Here is an 18,082-nt window from a genome sequence, read left to right on the forward strand (position 1 = left end):
ACCCAGGAGACAAACCATGAAGCAAGAACTGCGAACCCTCTCGTTCGCCGCCGCCGCGCTGCTGGCCTCGGCCGGCGCACTGGCCGACACCTACCCCTCGCGCCCGATCACGCTGCTGGTGGGCTTCCCCGCCGGCGGCGGCGCCGACACCGTGGCGCGCATCGTCGGCGACAAGCTGGGCAAGCTGCTCGGCCAGCCCATCGTCATCGACAACAAGCCGGGCGCCGGCACCACCATCGCATCGGACCAGGTCGCGCGCGCCGCGCCCGACGGCTACACGCTGCTGCTGGGCAGCGCCAACCTCTACGGCAGCGACAAGCTGCTCTACAAGAGCGTGAAGTACGACGGCGCCAGGAGCTTCGTGCCGATCTCGCGCTGGAGCTCCGCGCCGATGCTGCTGGCGGTGAACAAGGACGTGAGCGCCAAGACCGTGCAGGCGCTGATCGCCGAGGCGCGGCAGAACCCCGGCAAGCTGGCGTACTCGTCGTCGGGCGCGGGCGTGGTGACGCACCTGGCGGGCCTGTCGTTCGAGAAGGCGGCCGGCGTGCAGATGCTGCACGTGCCGTACAAGGGCGGCGCGCCGTCGATCCAGGCCGTGGCCGCGGGCGACGTGCAGCTCACCTTCGGCACGCCGCCCTCGGTGCTGCCGATGGCGCAGGGCCAGAAGCTGCGCGTGCTGGCCGTCACCTCGGGCCAGCGCTCGCCACTCTTTCCCGACGTGCCCAGCGTGGCCGAGGCCGGCGTGAAGGGCTACGACTACACCTTCTGGTTCGGCCTCTTCGGCCCGGCCGGCCTGCCGCCGGAGGTGGCGCAAAAGCTGTTCGACGCCAGCGTGGCGGCGCTGAACGATCCCGAGGTCAAGGCGCGGATGGAGAAGTCGGGCAACGAGTCGGCACCGTCGAAGTCGCTGGCCGAATTCCGCGCCTGGGCCCTGGCCGAAGGCGCGAAGTCGAAGGAACTCACCGAGCGCTCGGGCGCGAGCGTCGAATGACCGCGCACGCACCCAAGGCAGGCCCGCTGCAGGGCTTCACCGTCATCGACCTCACGCGCGTGCTCGCGGGCCCGTACTGCACGCTGCTGCTCGCCGACCTGGGCGCACGCGTCATCAAGGTGGAACAACCCGGCCTGGGCGACGACGCGCGGCAGATCGGCCCCTTCGTCGAGGGCGACTCGGCCTACTTCATGTCGGTCAACCGCAACAAGGAGTCGATCGCGCTCGACCTGAAGGCGCCGGCCGACCGCGCGGTCTTCGAGCAGCTGCTGGCCACGGCCGACGTGCTGGTCGAGAACTTCCGGCCCGGCACGATGGAGAAGCTGGGCTACGACTGGCCGACGCTGCACGCGCGCTTTCCGAAACTCGTGTTCACCTCGGTCTCGGGCTTCGGCCAGACCGGCCCGTACAGCAGGCGCCCCGCTTACGACATGGTGGTGCAGGCGATGGGCGGCATCATGAGCCTCACCGGCCACCCGGGCGCGCCGCCGACGCGCGTGGGCGTGTCGATCGGCGACCTGGGCGCCGGGCTGTATGCGGCCATCGGCACGCAGGCCGCGCTGCTGCAGCGCGGGCGCACGGGCCTGGGGGACCGGGTCGACGTGGCGATGCTCGACTGCCAGGTCGCGCTGCTCGAGAACGCGATCTCGCGCATGGAGGCCGAAGGCCGCGCGCCCGGTCCGATCGGTTCGCGGCACCCGTCGATCACGCCCTTCGACGTGTTCCGCGCGGCCGACGGCTGGTTCGTGATCGCGGCGGGCAACGACGCGCTGTTCCAGCGCCTGTGCACCGCGCTCGAGCTGCCCGCGCTCGCCGGGGACGCGCGCTTTGCCACCAACCCGGCGCGCTGCCAGCACCACGAGGCGCTGAAGGGCTTGCTCGAAGAGCGCCTGTCGACCGGGCCCTGCGCGCACTGGCAGGCGCTGCTGATGCAGCACAACATTCCCACCGGCGACTACAACGACGTGGCCGCGGTGGTGAACGACCCCCAGGTGCAGGCGCGCGAGATGCTGGTGCAGGTGCGCACGCAGGGCGGTCAGCCGCTCACGGTGGCGGGCAACCCGGTGCACGTCGGCGGGCTGCGCACGCAGGTGCGGCGGCAACCGCCGCGGCTGGACCAGGACCGCGAGGCGATCCTGGCGTCACTCGCCCGATCCAGCGCTGCGGGTGCAGAATCCGCCCATGCAACGCAGTGACCGCCTCCGCCCCCTCGTCCTTTCCGCGCTCGGCCTCGCGGGTGCGCTGCTGCTGAGCGGCTGCGCGGTGGTCAGCGTCGCGAGCACCGCCGTGAGCGTGGGCGCCGGCGCAGTCGGCCTCGCGGCCGATGCCGCCATCGGCACCGCGCGCATCACCGGCAAGGTGGTGGGCGCGACGGCCGACGCGGTGATTCCCGACAGCAAGGACTGAGGGCCGTTCAGCGCGGCAAGCCGAGCGCCGCGAGGTGCGCAGGCGTGTGCTGCGCTTTTTCCTTGCGCACGAAGGCCGAGCGCAGCGTCGCGTGCGGCTCGGCCGGATCGAAGAAATTGCGCCGCATGTGCGCCAGCTCCTCGTCGCGGTACGCCTGCAGCGGCTTGACCGCTTCGTCGCGCACACGCGCCGCCTGCTTGTCCGCCAGGCGCGCGGCCAGGTCCGGCGATGCCGCCAGTTGCGCGGCCAGCCGGCCGACCTCGTCACCCAGCTCTTCCGGCGCGGCCTGCAGCACGCGCTGCGCCAGGCCCAGCGCCACCGCGCGCTTGGCGCTCACGGGCAGCGCCGACTGCGTCAGCCGCGCGGCCTCGTCGGCGCCCACGCGGCGCGGCAGGCTGTAGGTCCAGTATTCGGAGCCGTGCAGGCCCATGAGCTTGTAGTGCGGGTTGAGCACCACGCCGTCGCGGCACCACACCTCGTCGGCCGCGAGCGCGAGCATCACGCCGCCGGCCGCGGCATTGCCGCCCAGCGCGGCCACAGTGAGGCGGTCGGTGGTGGTGAGCACGGCCTCGACCAGGTCGTTCATCGCGTGGATGTTGGCCCACGACTCTTCGGCCGGATCGGCCGCCGCCTCGATCACGTTTAGGTGGATGCCGTTGGAGAAGAAGTCGCGCAGCCCGCCGAGCACCAGCACCGAGGTCGGGCGGGTGCAGGCGAAGCGGTAGGCCGCCAGCAGACGCCGGCATTGCGCGGTGCTCATGGCCCCGCCCGCGAACGAGAAGTTCAGCACGCCGACCGGCCCGTGCTCGCGGTAGCGGATGTCGGTCCACGTGCGACGGCCGGCCGGCAGCTCGAGCGGCGCGGGCACCTCGGGCAGGCCGGCGGGCAGCCGCGCGCCCAGCGCCTCGACGGCCGGCAGCTTGTAGCTCGGCAGGCCGGAACCCGGCTCGCGCCAGGGCCGCAGCTGGGTGAGCCAGACCGCGCCGTCGACGGTGGCTCGGCAGACGGCGCCGGCGCGGGTGGCGATCAGTTCGCCGGGCGTGCCGCGCAGCTCGTCCTCGGCATGGCCGCCGTGCAGGTACCACGGCGCACCCAGCAACTCGTCGAGCACGCCGGGCTGCGAATCGGCCGCGCGCAGCTGCCGCAGCACCGATCCGGTGGTCTGCGTGGCCCAGTCGATGCGGCGCTCGGCCTGCTTCATGAAGGGCCGCCAGCCGGCGGCGAGGTCGGCCGCCTTCTGCCGCTTCGGCTTGTAGGTGCCCGAGGCGAAGCGCTCGACGGCCAGCAGCACGGCGTCGACGGCGGCATCGGCCACCTCGCCGCGGTACAGGTCGCTCTTGCCGGCCTGCGGCGGCACCTTCAGCGGCGACCAGGCCCAGACATCGCCCGCGTCCATCTCGGCCACGGCCTCGAGCACGGTGACGCCCCAGCTGTCGACGCCGCCCTGCAGCGTCCGGTCGAGCGAAGACGGGCCCCGGTCGCCGGGCGGGCCCGGGTGCACGATGAGGCAGGTGTGGGCGCGCCAGACGTCCTCGGGAATCGCCGTGGTCAGCATCGGCGCGATGACGAGCGCGGGCGCGTGCTGGCGCACCGCGTCGCGCAAGGCCTCGTCGTCGCCGAGCGCCAGCACGATGCCTGCGGTGTGGCCCCGGTCCTGGAGCTCGGCCAGCACCCGCTGCGTGAGGCTGTTGAACGCGCTCGCGACGAGCAGGATGTGCATGGGCGACCTCATTGACGTTTGTTTCAAAACGTCAAAAATGTATCTGCCAGCCTCGCCGCCGATAAGCTGACTGAAAGTACTCACCGCCGGGAAATCGCCGGGCCGCCGCGACGGCCGGGCCACAATGACCGCACATGTCGTCGCCGCTGAACCTCACCCGCTTTCGCCCCCGCCTGCTGGACACGATGGCCGGCTACGACCGGGGGCGGTTCCTGGGGGACCTCGGCGCGGGCGCCACGGTGGGCATCGTGGCACTGCCGCTGGCCATGGCCTTTGCCATCGCCTCGGGGCTCAAGCCCGAAGCCGGCATCTGGACGGCGATCATCGCGGGCTTCCTGATCTCGCTCCTGGGCGGCTCGGCCGTGCAGATCGGCGGCCCGGCGGGCGCCTTCATCGTGATCGTCTACGGCATCGTCGAGCGCTACGGCGTGGCCAACCTGCTGATCGCCACCGCCTGCGCTGGCGTGCTGCTGTTCATGGCGGGGCTGTTCGGGCTCGGGCAGCTGGTGCGCTTCGTGCCGCTGTCGATCGTGGTGGGCTTCACCAACGGCATCGCGGTGCTGATCCTGCTGTCGCAGCTCAAGGACTTGCTCGGCCTCACGGTGGAGCGCATGCCGGCCGACGTGTTCTCGCAGCTGCACGCGATGGCGCTGAGGCTGGACACCTTCAACCCGCACGCCTTCGCGCTCGGCCTGGCCTGCGTGCTCGGGCTGCTGGCGTGGTCGCGGCTGTTTCGCGGCGACTCGGCGCTGGCGCGCGCGGTGCAGCGCGTGGGCGGGCGCTGGGTGCAGACGCGCCCGGTGCAGATCGTCGGGCGCATCCCGGGGCCGATCGTCGCGCTGGTGTCGCTCACGCTGGTGTCGTGGGGCTTCGCGCTGCCGGTGGAGACCATCGGCACGCGCTTCGGCGGCATTCCCGAGGGCGTGCCGGCCTTCGCGCTGCCCGATTTCTCGTGGGAGACCGTCAAGCAGCTGGTGACGCCGACGCTGACCATCGCACTGCTCGGCGCCATCGAGTCGCTGCTGTGCGCGCGCGTGGCCGACCAGGTCAGCGGCCAGCCGCGCCACGACCCCAACCAGGAGCTGATGGCGCAGGGCATCGCCAACCTGGTCACGCCCTTCTTCGGCGGCATGCCGGCCACGGGCACCATCGCGCGCACCGTGACCAACATCCGCTCCGGCGGCAGCTCGCCCATCGCGGGCATCGTGCATGCGGTCACGCTGCTGGTCGTGGTGCTGCTGGCGGCGCCGCTGGCGCGCCATGTGCCGCTCGCGGTGCTGGCGGGCATCCTGGTGTTCGTCGGGCTGAACATGGGCGAATGGCGCGAGTTCACGCCCGGCCAACTGCGCCACTTCAGCCGCCACTACCGCCTGCTGATGCTCGGCACCTTCTTCCTCACGGTGGTGTTCGACCTCACGGTGGCGGTGCAGGTGGGCATCGTGCTGGCATGCGCGCTCTTCATCCGGCGCATGAGCGGGCTGTTCAGCGTCGAGCTGGTGACGCTGCAGCCGCCGGTGCTCACCTACCGGCTGTACGGCGCCATGTTCTTCGGCGCGGCGGCCAAGCTCGACGAAGCAGTGAACGCCGCGGAGCGCGCGCCGCGCGGCATGACGCTGGTGCTCGACGCCACGCACCTGATCTACATCGATGCCACCGGCGTCGATGCGCTGCGGCAGTTGCACCGGGCGGTGCTGGCGCGCGACGGGCTGCTGCGCATCGAGTCGCTGCAGCCGCAGCCGCTCGAGGTGCTGGAGCGCTCGGGCTTTGCCGAGGAGCTGACCTCGGGCCGGCCGGCAACGACCTCCTAGGCGGGGCTCGTCAGGCCTGCGCGGCCTCGCCGCACACCAGCCGCGCCATCTGCACCTTGCTCGTGACGCCGAGCTTGGCGTACACCTGCCGCAGGTGGTGGCGCACCGTCGCCGGGGAACTGTCGAGCCTGCGGGCCACCATCTTGTAGCTGTGCCCCTCGCCGAACAAGCGGGCCACCTCGGCCTCGCGACGGCTCAGCACCGCCAGGGCCGAGACGCCTGGCGCCGGCGTCTCCCGCAGCCGCAGCGCCTGCGCCGAAACCAGGTGAGGCATCAGCAATTCCAGCAGCGCGTGCTCGCGCGCGCCGAAGCTCGCGGCTTCGCGGCCGTACAGCGACAGGTGCGTCCACCACGGCGAATCGGGCGCATGCAGCATCACGCTGAGCACCCGGTCGAGACGATGGTCCGAAGCGAAGGCGCGCAGCGAGCCCACCGGCGGCAGCTCGTGCGACGCCATCGCCATGCCATGGCCCGGTCGTGCCATCACCGCGGCCACCATCGGATCGAGGTGGCGCACACGGCACCAGTCGGCCACGAAATCCGGCGCCAGCCCGCGGGTGTGGCCGTCTCGCGGCTCGAGCCGTCCGGCGGCGAACACCGAGCGGCCGAACCAGGCGGCGTCGAACGCAATGTGGCCGGCCAGCCAGTCCAGCAGCCCGCCGGCGGCCGATGCCTCGGGCGCGGCGGCCCGCGGATACAGATCGAGCAGCAACGCGCCGAGCTGTGCGGCCGGAATGCACGACCCCGAAGAAGAACTGCTGTGCGCCATGCGGCGCGATCTTAGGGGCCGCCCGCTCGCGGGGGGTTGCGGAGATTCCCGCATCGTTCATCTGAACGACTGCCGCGGCCGGACACCCCGCCCTACGCTGCACGGCGTTCCCACCTTACACACGAACAGGACCCCGTTGCCATGAACCTCGCCGACTACAGCCGCCTCGACGCCACCGGGCTGGCCGAATGCATCCGCCGCAAGGACATCAGCGCCGCCGAAGCGCAGCAGTGCGCGCGCCAGGCGGCGACCGCGCTCAACCCGCGCATCAACGCCATGGCCGAGCTTTTCGACGCCCCGCTGTCGCACGACGCGCAGGGTCCGCTGGGCGGCGTGCCCTTCCTCATCAAGGACCTGGTGCTGCAGGCCGAGGGCGTGCGCTGCCAGGCCGGCAGCCGGCTGTTCGGCGACGGGCTGCCGGCTGCCGCAGACAGCGCGTTGATGGCGCGCTTTCGCCGCGCCGGCCTGGCCACGCTGGGGCGCACCTGGACCCCGGAACTCGGCTTCAACGCCACCACCGAGAGCGCCCTCGGCGGCGCGACGCGCAACCCGTGGAACCTGGCGCACAGCGCGGGCGGCTCCAGCGGGGGCTCGGCCGCGGCGGTGGCCGCCGGCATCGTGCCCATGGCGCACGCCAACGACGGCGGCGGTTCGATCCGCGTGCCCGCCGCCGCCTGCGGCCTGATCGGGCTGAAGTCCAGCCGCGGCCGCATCAGCGCCGGCCCGGGCTACGGCCAGCCGCTGATGGGCCTGGGCATGGAGGGCGTGGTCTGCCGCACCGTGCGCGACGCCGCCGCCGCGCTCGACCTCATGCACGGCCCCGAGCTGGGCGATCCGTTCCTGATTCCCGCGCCCGCGCGGCCCTACGCACAGGCCATCCGGTCGGCGCCGCGCCGGCTGCGCATCGCGGTGAGCACGCAGTTCCCGGGCACGCAGCCGGCGGCGCAACCCTGCGTCGACGCGGTGGAGGCGACGGCGCGCACGCTCGCCGGTCTCGGGCATGTCGTGGAATGGGCGACGCCGTCGTATGCGCACGAGGCCTTCTTCTCGGCCACGCGCACCTTCTGGTCCTCGTTGCTGGCGGCCGGCGTGGCGGGCGTGGCGCAGGCGCTGCAGATGCCGCTGGAGAAGGCGCTGGGCCAGGTGCAGGCCTGCACCCGCGCCACCGCCGAGCACGGGCTGCGCCTGAGCGCGCTCGACCTGGAACTGGCGCTCGCGCAGATGAATGCGGTCTCGCGCGAGGTGGCGCCCTTCTTCGCGCAGCACGACATCCTGCTCACGCCGACGATGCGCACCCCGCCCGTGGCGCTGGGCTACCTCGACCAGGACGACCCCGCGCGCGATGCGCAGGGTTTCTTCGACCACCTGTTCGACTACGCGACCTTCACGCCGCTGGCCAACCTCACCGGCCAGCCGGCGATCTCGCTGCCCCTGGGGATGGCCGGCGACCTGCCGATCGGCGTGCAATGCATGGCGCCCATGGGCGACGAGGCCACGCTGCTGCAGCTCGCCGCGCAGCTCGAGCAGGCCATGCCCTGGGCCGCGCGGCGCCCGGCGCTGCACGCGGCGGCGCTGTAGGCAGCGCGCTCAGGGCGCCTCGGTGCCCCGGTCGGGCGACGACCCGCTGCGCACCACGCGCTGGCCGTCGTTCAGCGTGGCGGTGAAGACCATCGACGAATTCGGTGGCTGCACCCAGCGCCATTCCCATTCGGTCTCGCGCTTGAGCGCATAGGGCGTGACCTTGGCCGGCTTGCCCAGCAGCTTGCGCAGGTCTTCCATCATCATGCCGGGCTGAACCTTGGCGAAGTTCTCGGGCGTGAGCACCTGGCGCAGCGCGCTCATCTTGCCGTCGGCGCCGATGGTGATCATGTAGTTCTTCTGGCCCTGCGGCTGGCGGTTGAACTCCAGCACGCGGCCGTTGGGCACGTCCCAGATGTTCTCGGGTTCGCCGAAACGCGCGCGCACGTCGGCCTCGGTCGAGACGCCCTCTTCGAGCTCGCTGATGCGCTGCGGATCGCAGCCCGCGAGCCCGATCAGCGCCGCCAGCAGTCCTGCCACGAGGCCGATCCGGCCCTTCTGAAATCGTTGCATGCCGTCCCCGGTAAAATTCGAGCGATAAAGGTCCAGTCTATGTCCATCTTCCGCCGCCCCCACTACACCTCCGAGATCACGAACTTCATCGAGGAGATGAAGCAAAAGAAGCCGACGCTCGAGGCCGAACAGCGCGCCGGCCGCGCCCTGCTGTGGGACAAGCACCTCGACCGCAGCCTGCTCGAGGAGTACAGCGAAGCGCGCGTGCCGATGCAGCCGTACGTCTACCAGACCCAACCCAAGTGAATGGTGCCCACCCGGCATCCCGCCGCCCAGCCTGCGCGCACAGCTATTAAGTTGATAGCAACTTCCTCATGAGCGCAGACGAGGACAACGGCACGATCGTGGCCAGCATGCCCGAGGTCGTCGACCAGGTCGCCCTGGCCCGGCTCTACGGCGAGCCGCTGTTCGCGATGCCGAAGGACCTGTACATCCCGCCCGAGGCGCTGCAGGTCTTCCTGGAGGCCTTCGAGGGCCCGCTGGACCTGTTGCTGTACCTGATCCGCAAGCAGAACTTCAACATCCTCGACATCCCGATGGCGGGCCTGACGCGGCAGTACCTGAGCTACGTCGACGAGATCCGCCAGACCAACCTCGAGCTCGCGGCCGAGTATTTGCTGATGGCCGCGATGCTGATCGAGATCAAGTCGCGCATGCTGCTGCCGCCCAAGAAGGTGGCCGACGGTGAAGAGGCCGAAGACCCGCGCGCCGAGCTGGTTCGCCGACTCATGGAGTACGAGCAGACCAAGCTGCAGGCCGCCGCCATCAGCGCGCTGCCGACCTACGGGCGCGACTTCTGGAAGGCCCAGGTCTACATCGAGCAGTCGATCAAGCCGCGCTTTCCCGACGTCGACGTGGTCGAACTGCGCGACGCCTGGGCCGACATCATGAAGCGCGCCAAGCTCGTGCAGCACCACAAGATCTCGCGCGAGGAACTCAACGTGCGCGAGCACATGAGCATCGTGCTGCGCCACCTGCAGGGCCAGCGCTTCGTCGAGTTCGAAAAGCTCTTCGACGTCTCGCGCGGCGTGCCGGTGCTGATCGTCACCTTCATCGCGATGCTCGAACTTGCGAAGGAGACGCTGATCGACATCACGCAGGCCGAAGCCTTCGCCCCTATTTACGTCCGACTGGCCTACTCGCCGGCCTGACCCAACCGGTTCCCACGCCTGTGACTTCCGCCGTTCGCGACTTCGACGTCCTCATTGTCGGCAGCGGCCTCGCAGGCCTCTCCGCCGCGCTGCACCTGGCCCCCACGCACCGCGTGGCCGTGCTCACCAAGCGCGCGCTGAACGACGGCTCCAGCGCCTGGGCGCAGGGCGGCATCGCGGCCGTGCTGGCGGCGGGCGACAGCTTCGACGCCCACGTGGAAGACACGCTGGTGGCCGGCGCCGGCCTGTGCGACCCCGAGGCCACGCGCTTCGTGGTCGAGGGCGCGCCACAAGCCATCGGCTGGCTGCGCGAACTGGGCGTGCCCTTCTCGGAAGAAGGTGGCGACCTGCACCTGACGCGCGAAGGCGGCCACAGCCAGCGCCGCATCGTGCACGTGACCGACGCCACCGGCGCGGCCGTGCAGCAGGTGCTCATCGAGCGCGTGCGCCGCACGCCCAACATCACGCTGTTCGAGCACCACACGCTGGTCGACCTGGTCACCGGCACCAAGCTCGGGCTGGCCGATGCGTCGTGCCAGGGCCTGTACGCGCTGGACGACGAGACCGACGAGGTGCTGGCCTTCCGCGCGCCGCACACCATCCTGGCCACGGGCGGCGCGGGCAAGGTGTACCTGTACACCACCAACCCCGACACCGCCACCGGCGACGGCATTGCCGCCGCCTGGCGCGCGGGCTGCCGGGTGTCGAACCTGGAGTTCATCCAGTTCCACCCGACCTGCCTGTACCACCCGCACGCCAAGTCGTTCCTGATCAGCGAGGCGGTGCGCGGCGAAGGCGGGCTGCTCAAGTTGCCCGACGGCACGCGCTTCATGCCCAAGCACGACGAACGCGCCGAACTCGCACCGCGCGACGTGGTGGCCCGCGCCATCGACTTCGAGATGAAGAAGCACGGCCTCGACTGCGTGTACCTCGACATCTCGCACCAGCCGCCCGCGTTCCTGAAGGAACACTTCCCCAACATCCTGGCGCGCTGCCTGGAGCTGGGCATCGACATCACGCGCGAGCCGATTCCCGTGGTGCCCGCCGCCCACTACACCTGCGGCGGCGTGCTCAGCGACCTGGCCGGTCGCACCGACATCCCGGGCCTGTACGCCATCGGCGAAACCGCCTGCACCGGCCTGCACGGCGCCAACCGGCTGGCCAGCAACTCGCTGGTCGAGTGCATGGTGTTCGCGCGCGCCGCAGCCGACGCCATCGCGCAGGCGCCGTCGCGCGAACGCGCCGCGCTGCCCGCCTGGGACGAAAGCCGCGTCACCGACGCCGACGAAGCCGTGGTCATCTCCCACAACTGGGACGAGCTGCGCCGCTTCATGTGGGACTACGTCGGCATCGTGCGCACCAACAAGCGCCTGGAGCGTGCGAGCCACCGCATCGCGCTGTTGCAGGCCGAGATCCAGGAGTTCTACGCGAACTTCCACGTCACGCGCGACCTGCTCGAGCTGCGCAACCTGGTGCAGGTGGCCGAGCTGATCGTGCGTTCCGCGCAGGCCCGCCACGAGAGCCGTGGCCTGCATTTCAGTCGCGATTACCCTTCGCTGGCCGAGCCCACCGCACCCACCGTGCTGGTGCCGCCGGTCGACTGAGCCCACCCTTCGTCACCTTTCGATCACCCTCAGGATGCCCGGCCACCGACGCCCGCAGGGAGAAAGCCAACCATGTCGAACACCCCTACCCCACCCACCCCACCGTCCGAAGCCCCGGCCGCCACGCCCTACGGCACGTTGCCGCCCGCCTCGCCCCTGGCACAGCGCAAGCCCGTGAGCCTGCCGCGGCTGGCCGACATGCATGCGCGCGGCGAGAAGATCGCCATGCTCACCGCCTACGACGCCACCTTCGCGGCCATGGCCGACGCGGCCGGCATCGACTGCCTGCTGGTCGGTGACTCGCTGGGCATGGTCTGCCAGGGCCTGAACAGCACCGTGGGCGTGAGCCTGGAAGCCATGCGCTATCACACCGACAGCGTCTCGCGCGGCCTGCGCCGCGTGCAGGGCACGACCTGGCTCATCGCCGACCTGCCCTTCGGCAGCTACCAGGAGTCACGCGAGCAGGCCCTGGCCAGCGCCACCGTGCTGATGCAGGCCGGCGCGCACATGGTCAAGCTCGAAGGCGGCGGCTGGACCACCGAGACCGTGCGCTTCCTGGTCGAGCGCGGCATTCCCGTGTGCGCCCACCTGGGCCTGACGCCGCAGACCGTGCACGCGCTCGGCGGCTACCGCGTGCAGGGCAAGGGCGACACCGCCGGTGCGCTGCTCAAGCAGCAGGCCCACGCGCTGCAGGACGCGGGCGCCGCCATGCTGGTGCTCGAGATGGTGCCGGCCGCGCTGGCCGCCGAACTCACCACGGAGCTGAAACACTGCGCCACCATCGGCATCGGCGCCGGCAAGGGCACCGCGGGCCAGGTGCTCGTGCTGCACGACATGCTGGGCATCAACCTCGGGAAGATGCCGAAGTTCGTGCGCAACTTCATGGCCGACGCGCCGGGCGTGCTGCCCGCGCTGCAGGCCTACGTGCAGGCCGTGAAGAACGGCAGCTTCCCCGACGACCGCCTCCACGCCTGGTAAGCACAGAAGGACACCGACCATGTACATCGCCAAGACCATCGACGAACTGCGCCAGCACCTGTCTTCCAGCCAGCGCCCCGCCTTCGTGCCCACCATGGGCAACCTGCACGAGGGCCACCTCGCGCTCGTGCGCCAGGCCAAGCCGCTGGGCGACGCCACCGTGGCGAGCATCTTCGTGAACCGCCTGCAGTTTTTGCCGCACGAAGACTTCGACACCTACCCGCGCACCTGGGACAGCGACTGCGAGAAGCTGCGCGCCGCCGGCTGCGACGTGCTGTTCGCGCCCGACGAGAAGGCGCTCTACCCCGAGCCCCAGACCTGCAAGGTGCATCCCGACCCGGCGCTGGCCGACCTGCTCGAAGGGCACTTCCGCCCGGGCTTCTTCATCGGCGTGTGCACGGTGGTGATGAAGCTGTTCCAGTGCGTGCAGCCGCGCGTGGCCGTGTTCGGCAAGAAGGACTACCAGCAGCTCATGATGATCCGCCACATGGTGCGGCAGTTTGCGCTGCCGATCGAGATCGTGGGCGGCGAGACCTTCCGCGCCGACGACGGCCTGGCGCTCTCCTCGCGCAACGGCTACCTGAGCGCCACCGAACGCGCCGAGGCCGTGCAGCTGTCGAAGGCGCTGCGAGACATGGCAGAAGCCGTGCGCGCCGGCGAGCGCGACGTGGCCGCCCTCGAGGCGCGCGCCATGCAGTCGCTCGCGCAGCGCGGCTGGCAGCCCGACTACGTGGTGCTGCGCCGCCGCGCCGACCTGCAGGCGCCGCAACCCGGCGATGCGCTCGTGGCCCTGGCCGCCGCGCGACTGGGCAGCACGCGGCTCATCGACAACCTCGAAATCGACACGCCGCTCGCCACATGACCTACAGCGTCAAGGAAATCTTTTACACGCTGCAGGGCGAAGGCGGACAAGCCGGCATGCCGGCCGTGTTCTGCCGCTTCGCCGGCTGCAACCTCTGGACCGGCCGCGAGGAAGACCGCGACACGGCCGTCTGCCGCTTCTGCGACACCGACTTCGTCGGCACCGACGGCACGCTGGGCGGCAAGTTCAAGAACGCCGACCTGCTCGCCGACACCATCGCCGCGCAATGGCCCGCCGGCGACACCGTGCACCGGCTGGTCGTGCTCACCGGCGGCGAGCCGCTGCTGCAGGTCGACGCGGCGCTGGTCGATGCGCTGCACGCGCGGCACTTCCGCATCGCGGTCGAGAGCAACGGCACGGTCGCCGCGCCCGCCGGCATCGACTGGCTGTGCATCAGCCCCAAGACCGGCGCGCCGTGGGTGCAGCAACGCGGCCAGGAGCTGAAGCTGGTGTGGCCGCAGGCCGGCATCGACCTCGATGCGATGGCGCGCACGGGCGAGTTCACGCACCGCTTCCTGCAGCCGATGGACGGGCCCGACCGGCTCGCCAACACCGAGCTGTGCATCGCCGAATGCATGAAGCAGCCGGTGTGGCGCCTCAGCGTGCAGACCCACAAGATCACGGGCATCCGCTGACGCGGCAGCCCCTTTCAGTTTCGAGTTTCTTTTTCTTGACGATGCGCTTCACCATCAGCCAACGCTTCTTCTTCGACGCCGCCCACACGCTCAAACGCGAGATCGAGGTCGAAGGCAGCCGCCGTATTCACGGCCACACGTACCACGCGGAGGTGTCGCTGGCGGGCGAACGCGACCCGGTGACGGGCATGGTGATCGACCTGGGCCTGCTGCGCCGCCGGCTCGAGGACGTGCGCGAACAGCTCGACCACCACCTGCTGGACGATGTGCCGGGGCTGCATCCGCCGACGCTGGAAAACCTGTGCGTGTTCATCGCCGACGCGCTGCCCGACCTGCGGCCGTCGCTGGCGCGCGTGCGCGTGTGGCGCGAGGCGCTCGGCGACAGCTGTACGGTGGAGTTCTAGCCGCCGGTCAGGCGGCGCCGATGCCAGCGACCAGGCTGCCCGGCGCTTGGCCGTTCTTCAGCCCGGCGGTGAACGCCAGCATGCGGTCGATCGGCACGCGTGCGCGCACGCCCAGTGCCGGATCGACGTGGATCTCGCCCGCGCCGGTTTCGAGTGCGTTCGCCAGTTCGACCAGCCCGTTCATCGCCATCCACGGGCAGTGCGCGCAGCTCTTGCAGGTGCCGCCGTTGCCCGCCGTGGGCGCTTCGATGAAGGTCTTGCCGGGGTTCAGCGTGCGCAGCTTGTGCAGCATGCCGGTGTCGGTCGCGACGATGAACTCGGTCGCGTCGAAGCGCTGCGCCGCATTCAGGATCGCCGAGGTGGAACCCACCGCATGCGCCAGCGCGATCACGTCCGAGGGCGACTCCGGGTGCACCAGCACCTTGGCCTTCGGGTGTTCCTTCATGAGCAGCTCGAGTTCGAGCGCCTTGAATTCGTCGTGCACGATGCAGGCGCCGTTCCAGCTGACCATGTCGGCGCCGGTCTGGCGGCGGATGTAGTCGCCCAGGTGGCGGTCGGGGCCCCAGAGGATCTTCTGGCCGGCCGCATGCAATGCGTTCACCACGTCGAGCGCGCAGCTGGAGGTGACGAGCCAGTCGGCGCGCGCCTTCACGGCCGCGCTGGTGTTGGCGTAGACCACCACGGTGCGGTCGGGATGCGCGTCGCAGAAGGCGCTGAATTCGTCGACCGGGCAGCCCAGGTCGAGCGAGCAGTTGGCGTCCAGGTCGGGCATCAGCACGCGCTTCTCGGGCGAGAGGATCTTCGAGGTCTCGCCCATGAAGCGCACGCCCGACACCACCAGCGTGGTGGCGGCGTGGTCGCGGCCGAAGCGCGCCATCTCGAGCGAATCGCTCACGATGCCGCCGGTTTCCTCGGCCAGGTCCTGCAGGTCGGGGTGCACGTAGAAGTGCGACACCATCACCGCGTTGCGCTCGCGCAGCAGGCGGCGGATGCGGTCCTTCAGCGCAACGCGCTCGTCGGGCGAAGGCTCGGGGGGCACGCGGGCCCAGGCGTGGCGTGTGTCGCAGACCGCGCCTTGCGCGGGCTGTTCGTAGTCGACATCGATGACGGAAGCGGTCGTCATGGCGGTTCAGTGGGTCAGGAAGCGCATCGAGTAGTCGATGGCCTTCACGTCCTTGGTCAACGCGCCAATCGAGATCCGGTCGACACCGGTCTCGGCCAGGGCGCGCAGGCCGTCGAGCGTGACGCCGCCCGAGATCTCGAGCACGGCCTTGCGGCCCTCGCCCACGGCGTCGTTCAGGCGCACGGCCTCGCGCAGCGTGGGCAGGTCCATGTTGTCGAGCAGCACCATGCGGGCGCCGGCGTCCAGCGCTTCCTGCAGCTGGGCCAGGGTCTCGACCTCGACCTCGACAAAGGCGGCCTGCGCGGCCACGGGCGCCACCGCGCGCAGGGCGGCGGCCACGCCACCGGCCGCAGCGATGTGGTTTTCCTTGATGAGCACCGCGTCGTACAGGCCGATGCGGTGGTTCAGCCCGCCGCCGGTGCGCACCGCGTACTTCTGCGCCAGGCGCAGGCCCGGCAGGGTCTTGCGGGTGTCGACGATGCGGGCACGGGTGCCCTTCACGGCGTCGGCGTACAGCGCGGTCTTGGTGGCGACGGCGCTCAGCAGCTGCAGGAAGTTGAGCGCGGTGCGCTCGGCCGTCAGCAGCGCGCGGGCGCCGCCTTCGATTTCGAGCACGGGCTGGTCGGCGGCGCAGCGCCGGCCTTCGCCGCACAGCCAGGTGATGCGCGCCTGTGGATCGAGCCGCCGCACGGTGGCCTCGACCCAGGGCGCGCCGCACACCACGGCGGTTTCGCGCGCGAGCACGCGGGCATGGGCGGTGCGGGAGGCATCGACCAGCGAGGCGGTCAGGTCGCCGTCGGCGACGTCTTCCTGCAGGGCGCGGGCGACGTCGGACTCGGCCAGCGCGGCGACAGCCGACGCCGAGAAATCAAAGCGAGGGCTCATGTCTCTGGAATCTCTAATCTTCTTCAGGAGGAATGGCGCGAAGCCGGGCCGGCGGGCGGCTGCACCGACTCGGGCACCGGGTCGCGCCCGGTCAGCGCCGCGACGGCGTCGCGCGGGCTCACCTGGCCATCGAGCAGCGCGACCACGCCTTCGGCGATGGGCATCTCGATGCCCAGGCCGCGCGCGCGCTGCACCACGGTGCGGGCGCAGTACACGCCCTCGGCCACGTGGCCCAGCGAATCGACGGCCTGCGCGAGCGTGCGGCCCTGGGCCAGCAGCAGCCCGACCTTGCGGTTGCGCGACAGGTCGCCGGTGGCGGTCAGCACGAGGTCGCCCAGGCCCGACAGGCCCATGAAGGTGTCGGCGCGGGCGCCGAGCGCCAGGCCGAAACGGGTCATTTCGGCCAGGCCGCGGGTGATCAGCGCCGCGCGGGCGTTGAGCCCGAGCGCGAGGCCGTCGCACAGCCCGGTGGCGATGGCGAGCACGTTCTTGACGGCACCGCCGACTTCGACGCCGACGATGTCGTCGTTGGCGTACACGCGCAGGGCCGGGCCGTGGAAGGCGTCGACCAGCGCATCGCGCACGCCGGCGTGCGGGCTGGCGGCCACCAGCGCGGTCGGACGCCCTTCGGCGACCTCCTGCGCAAAGCTCGGGCCGCTGAGCACGCCCGCCTTCAATTCAGGGGCGACCTGGGCCCAGATCTCGTGGGCGAGCAGGCCGTAGGTGGTGGGAGAGGCATCGAGCGCGGGCTCGACGCCCTTGCACAACCACGCCACCTGGGCGGTGGTGCCGCGCAGGGCGAGCAGCTGGTCGCGCAGGGCGGCCATGGGCGTGGCCACGATGACGAGGTCGGCCCCGGCCTGCGCCTGGGCGATGTCGCCCGCGCGCACGGTCAGCGAGGCCGGCAGGGCCAGCCCGGGAAGGTAGCGGGTGTTTTCACGCGCGGCCGACATGGCGTCGGCCTGGGCGGCGTCGCGCGCCCACAGCGTGACCTCGTGGCGGGCCGCCGCGTTGACTGCGACGGCCGTGCCCCAGGCACCGGCGCCATGAACGCAGATCTTCATCGTGCGCTGGCGGCGTCGTGCAGCCGGTTTACTGGGCCAGGGTGGGGGCAGCCTGGCCGGCGGCCTGGGCTTGCTGCTGCTCGTACATGGCCTGGAAGTTGATTTCGGCCAGGTGCACGGGCGGGAAGCCGCCGCGCTGGATCACGTCGGCCACGTTGCCGCGCAGGTACGGGTAGACGATCTGCGGGCAGGCGATGCCCAGGATCGGGCCCATCTGGTCTTCCGGCAGGTTGCGGATCTCGAAGATGCCGGCTTGCTTGGCTTCGACCAGGAACACGGTGCGGTCTTCGATCTTGGTCTGCACGGTGGCCGACACGGTGATCTCGAAGATGCCGTCGGCCACGGGCTGGGCGTCCACGCCGAGCTGGATGTCGACGGTGGGCTGCGTCTGCTCCAGCAGGATCGCGGGCGAGTTGGGTTGTTCGAGCGACAGGTCCTTGAGGTAGACGCGCTGGATCTGGAACACGGGATCTTGGGCTTGCTGGTCGGCCATGGCTGAACTTTCGAGGATCAAAACAATGCCCGCCGGGGAGAGGGTCCCGCAGCGGGCTGCAGATGAGGGAACAAACGATTATCGCCCGACGGCCCGC

The 18,082-nt window shown here is 70.8% G+C and carries 19 protein-coding genes; 12 read left to right on the top strand and 7 right to left on the bottom strand.

Translation table 11 applies throughout. The features are described 5' to 3' along the window. The first annotated feature begins 16 nt into the window (after positions 1–16). The 3 genes from AC1RLW_RS19175 to AC1RLW_RS19185 are packed head-to-tail and all read left to right on the top strand — an operon-like array spanning position 17 to position 2,398. The gene (locus tag AC1RLW_RS19175; protein WP_493194524.1) at positions 17–991 is read left to right on the top strand and encodes a Bug family tripartite tricarboxylate transporter substrate binding protein; all 975 of its coding nucleotides are present in this window, start codon (positions 17–19) and stop codon (positions 989–991) included. Next, entirely contained in the window at positions 988–2,187 is a 1,200-nt protein-coding gene (locus AC1RLW_RS19180; protein WP_493194526.1) for a CaiB/BaiF CoA transferase family protein, read from the top strand. Before AC1RLW_RS19175 ends, AC1RLW_RS19180 begins: the two co-directional genes overlap by 4 nt. Then, a complete protein-coding gene (locus AC1RLW_RS19185) occupies positions 2,174–2,398 on the top strand; it encodes a hypothetical protein (RefSeq protein WP_095949340.1) in 225 nt (74 codons plus the stop codon). The genes AC1RLW_RS19180 and AC1RLW_RS19185 overlap by 14 nt, the downstream gene beginning before the upstream one ends. A gap of 7 nt (positions 2,399–2,405) precedes the next feature. Here AC1RLW_RS19185 and AC1RLW_RS19190 read toward each other — a convergent pair whose 3' ends face one another. Next, a complete protein-coding gene (locus AC1RLW_RS19190; RefSeq protein ID WP_493194528.1) occupies positions 2,406–4,118 on the bottom strand; it encodes a hydrogenase maturation protein in 1,713 nt (570 codons plus the stop codon). Between the two features lie 134 nt (positions 4,119–4,252). Here AC1RLW_RS19190 and AC1RLW_RS19195 point away from each other — a divergent pair, with 134 nt between their 5' ends. Beyond that, positions 4,253–5,926 (top strand): SulP family inorganic anion transporter, encoded by a 1,674-nt coding sequence (locus AC1RLW_RS19195; RefSeq protein WP_493194530.1) that lies wholly within the window; start codon positions 4,253–4,255, stop codon positions 5,924–5,926. A 10-nt stretch (positions 5,927–5,936) separates the two neighbouring features. Here the strand turns inward: AC1RLW_RS19195 and AC1RLW_RS19200 are convergent, their stop codons facing one another. Further along, positions 5,937–6,695, bottom strand: coding sequence for a helix-turn-helix transcriptional regulator (locus AC1RLW_RS19200; protein WP_175497081.1), 759 nt, complete (start codon positions 6,693–6,695; stop codon positions 5,937–5,939). A gap of 141 nt (positions 6,696–6,836) precedes the next feature. On the opposite strand from AC1RLW_RS19200, the gene AC1RLW_RS19205 reads away from it, so the two are divergent. Continuing rightward, the gene (locus AC1RLW_RS19205; RefSeq protein ID WP_493194532.1) at positions 6,837–8,273 is read left to right on the top strand and encodes an amidase; all 1,437 of its coding nucleotides are present in this window, start codon (positions 6,837–6,839) and stop codon (positions 8,271–8,273) included. A 9-nt stretch (positions 8,274–8,282) separates the two neighbouring features. Here AC1RLW_RS19205 and AC1RLW_RS19210 read toward each other — a convergent pair whose 3' ends face one another. Continuing rightward, on the bottom strand, positions 8,283–8,786 hold the full coding sequence (locus AC1RLW_RS19210; RefSeq protein WP_493194533.1) for an outer membrane protein assembly factor BamE: 504 nt from the start codon (positions 8,784–8,786) through the stop codon (positions 8,283–8,285). A 39-nt stretch (positions 8,787–8,825) separates the two neighbouring features. Here AC1RLW_RS19210 and AC1RLW_RS19215 point away from each other — a divergent pair, with 39 nt between their 5' ends. From AC1RLW_RS19215 to AC1RLW_RS19245, 7 genes are all read left to right on the top strand, one after another. Further along, positions 8,826–9,032, top strand: coding sequence for a DUF3460 family protein (locus AC1RLW_RS19215; RefSeq protein ID WP_062477114.1), 207 nt, complete (start codon positions 8,826–8,828; stop codon positions 9,030–9,032). Between the two features lie 68 nt (positions 9,033–9,100). Next, positions 9,101–9,937, top strand: a complete 837-nt coding sequence (locus tag AC1RLW_RS19220) for a segregation and condensation protein A (RefSeq protein WP_056578351.1) — start codon at positions 9,101–9,103, stop codon at positions 9,935–9,937. A 20-nt stretch (positions 9,938–9,957) separates the two neighbouring features. Next, positions 9,958–11,541 (top strand): L-aspartate oxidase, encoded by a 1,584-nt coding sequence (gene nadB, locus AC1RLW_RS19225; RefSeq protein ID WP_493194535.1) that lies wholly within the window; start codon positions 9,958–9,960, stop codon positions 11,539–11,541. Positions 11,542–11,613: 72 nt separating this feature from the next. Continuing rightward, complete coding sequence (gene panB / locus AC1RLW_RS19230) at positions 11,614–12,519, top strand: 3-methyl-2-oxobutanoate hydroxymethyltransferase (protein WP_139700187.1); 906 nt, start codon at positions 11,614–11,616, stop codon at positions 12,517–12,519. Between the two features lie 19 nt (positions 12,520–12,538). Then, positions 12,539–13,381 carry a pantoate--beta-alanine ligase gene (panC, locus tag AC1RLW_RS19235; RefSeq protein ID WP_159274942.1) on the top strand — a complete coding sequence of 281 codons (843 nt, stop codon included), beginning with the start codon at positions 12,539–12,541 and terminating at the stop codon, positions 13,379–13,381. Then, positions 13,378–14,016, top strand: a complete 639-nt coding sequence (gene queE / locus AC1RLW_RS19240; protein WP_493194536.1) for a 7-carboxy-7-deazaguanine synthase — start codon at positions 13,378–13,380, stop codon at positions 14,014–14,016. Before panC ends, queE begins: the two co-directional genes overlap by 4 nt. Positions 14,017–14,057: 41 nt before the next feature. After that, complete coding sequence (locus AC1RLW_RS19245) at positions 14,058–14,420, top strand: 6-carboxytetrahydropterin synthase (protein ID WP_493194687.1); 363 nt, start codon at positions 14,058–14,060, stop codon at positions 14,418–14,420. Between the two features lie 7 nt (positions 14,421–14,427). On the opposite strand, the gene nadA is transcribed toward AC1RLW_RS19245, so the two are convergent. From nadA to secB, 4 genes are read right to left on the bottom strand one after another with little or no spacing between them, the layout of a single operon-like run. Beyond that, a complete protein-coding gene (gene nadA, locus AC1RLW_RS19250; RefSeq protein ID WP_493194538.1) occupies positions 14,428–15,543 on the bottom strand; it encodes a quinolinate synthase NadA in 1,116 nt (371 codons plus the stop codon). Positions 15,544–15,549: 6 nt separating this feature from the next. Beyond that, positions 15,550–16,428 (bottom strand): carboxylating nicotinate-nucleotide diphosphorylase, encoded by an 879-nt coding sequence (nadC, locus tag AC1RLW_RS19255; protein ID WP_493194540.1) that lies wholly within the window; start codon positions 16,426–16,428, stop codon positions 15,550–15,552. A gap of 23 nt (positions 16,429–16,451) precedes the next feature. After that, complete coding sequence (locus AC1RLW_RS19260; RefSeq protein WP_493194542.1) at positions 16,452–17,492, bottom strand: NAD(P)H-dependent glycerol-3-phosphate dehydrogenase; 1,041 nt, start codon at positions 17,490–17,492, stop codon at positions 16,452–16,454. Between the two features lie 28 nt (positions 17,493–17,520). Further along, on the bottom strand, positions 17,521–17,985 hold the full coding sequence (gene secB, locus AC1RLW_RS19265) for a protein-export chaperone SecB (protein ID WP_056578332.1): 465 nt from the start codon (positions 17,983–17,985) through the stop codon (positions 17,521–17,523). Positions 17,986–18,082 lie beyond the last annotated feature (97 nt).

Source organism: Variovorax sp. GW822-FHT04A09 (assembly GCF_058801005.1).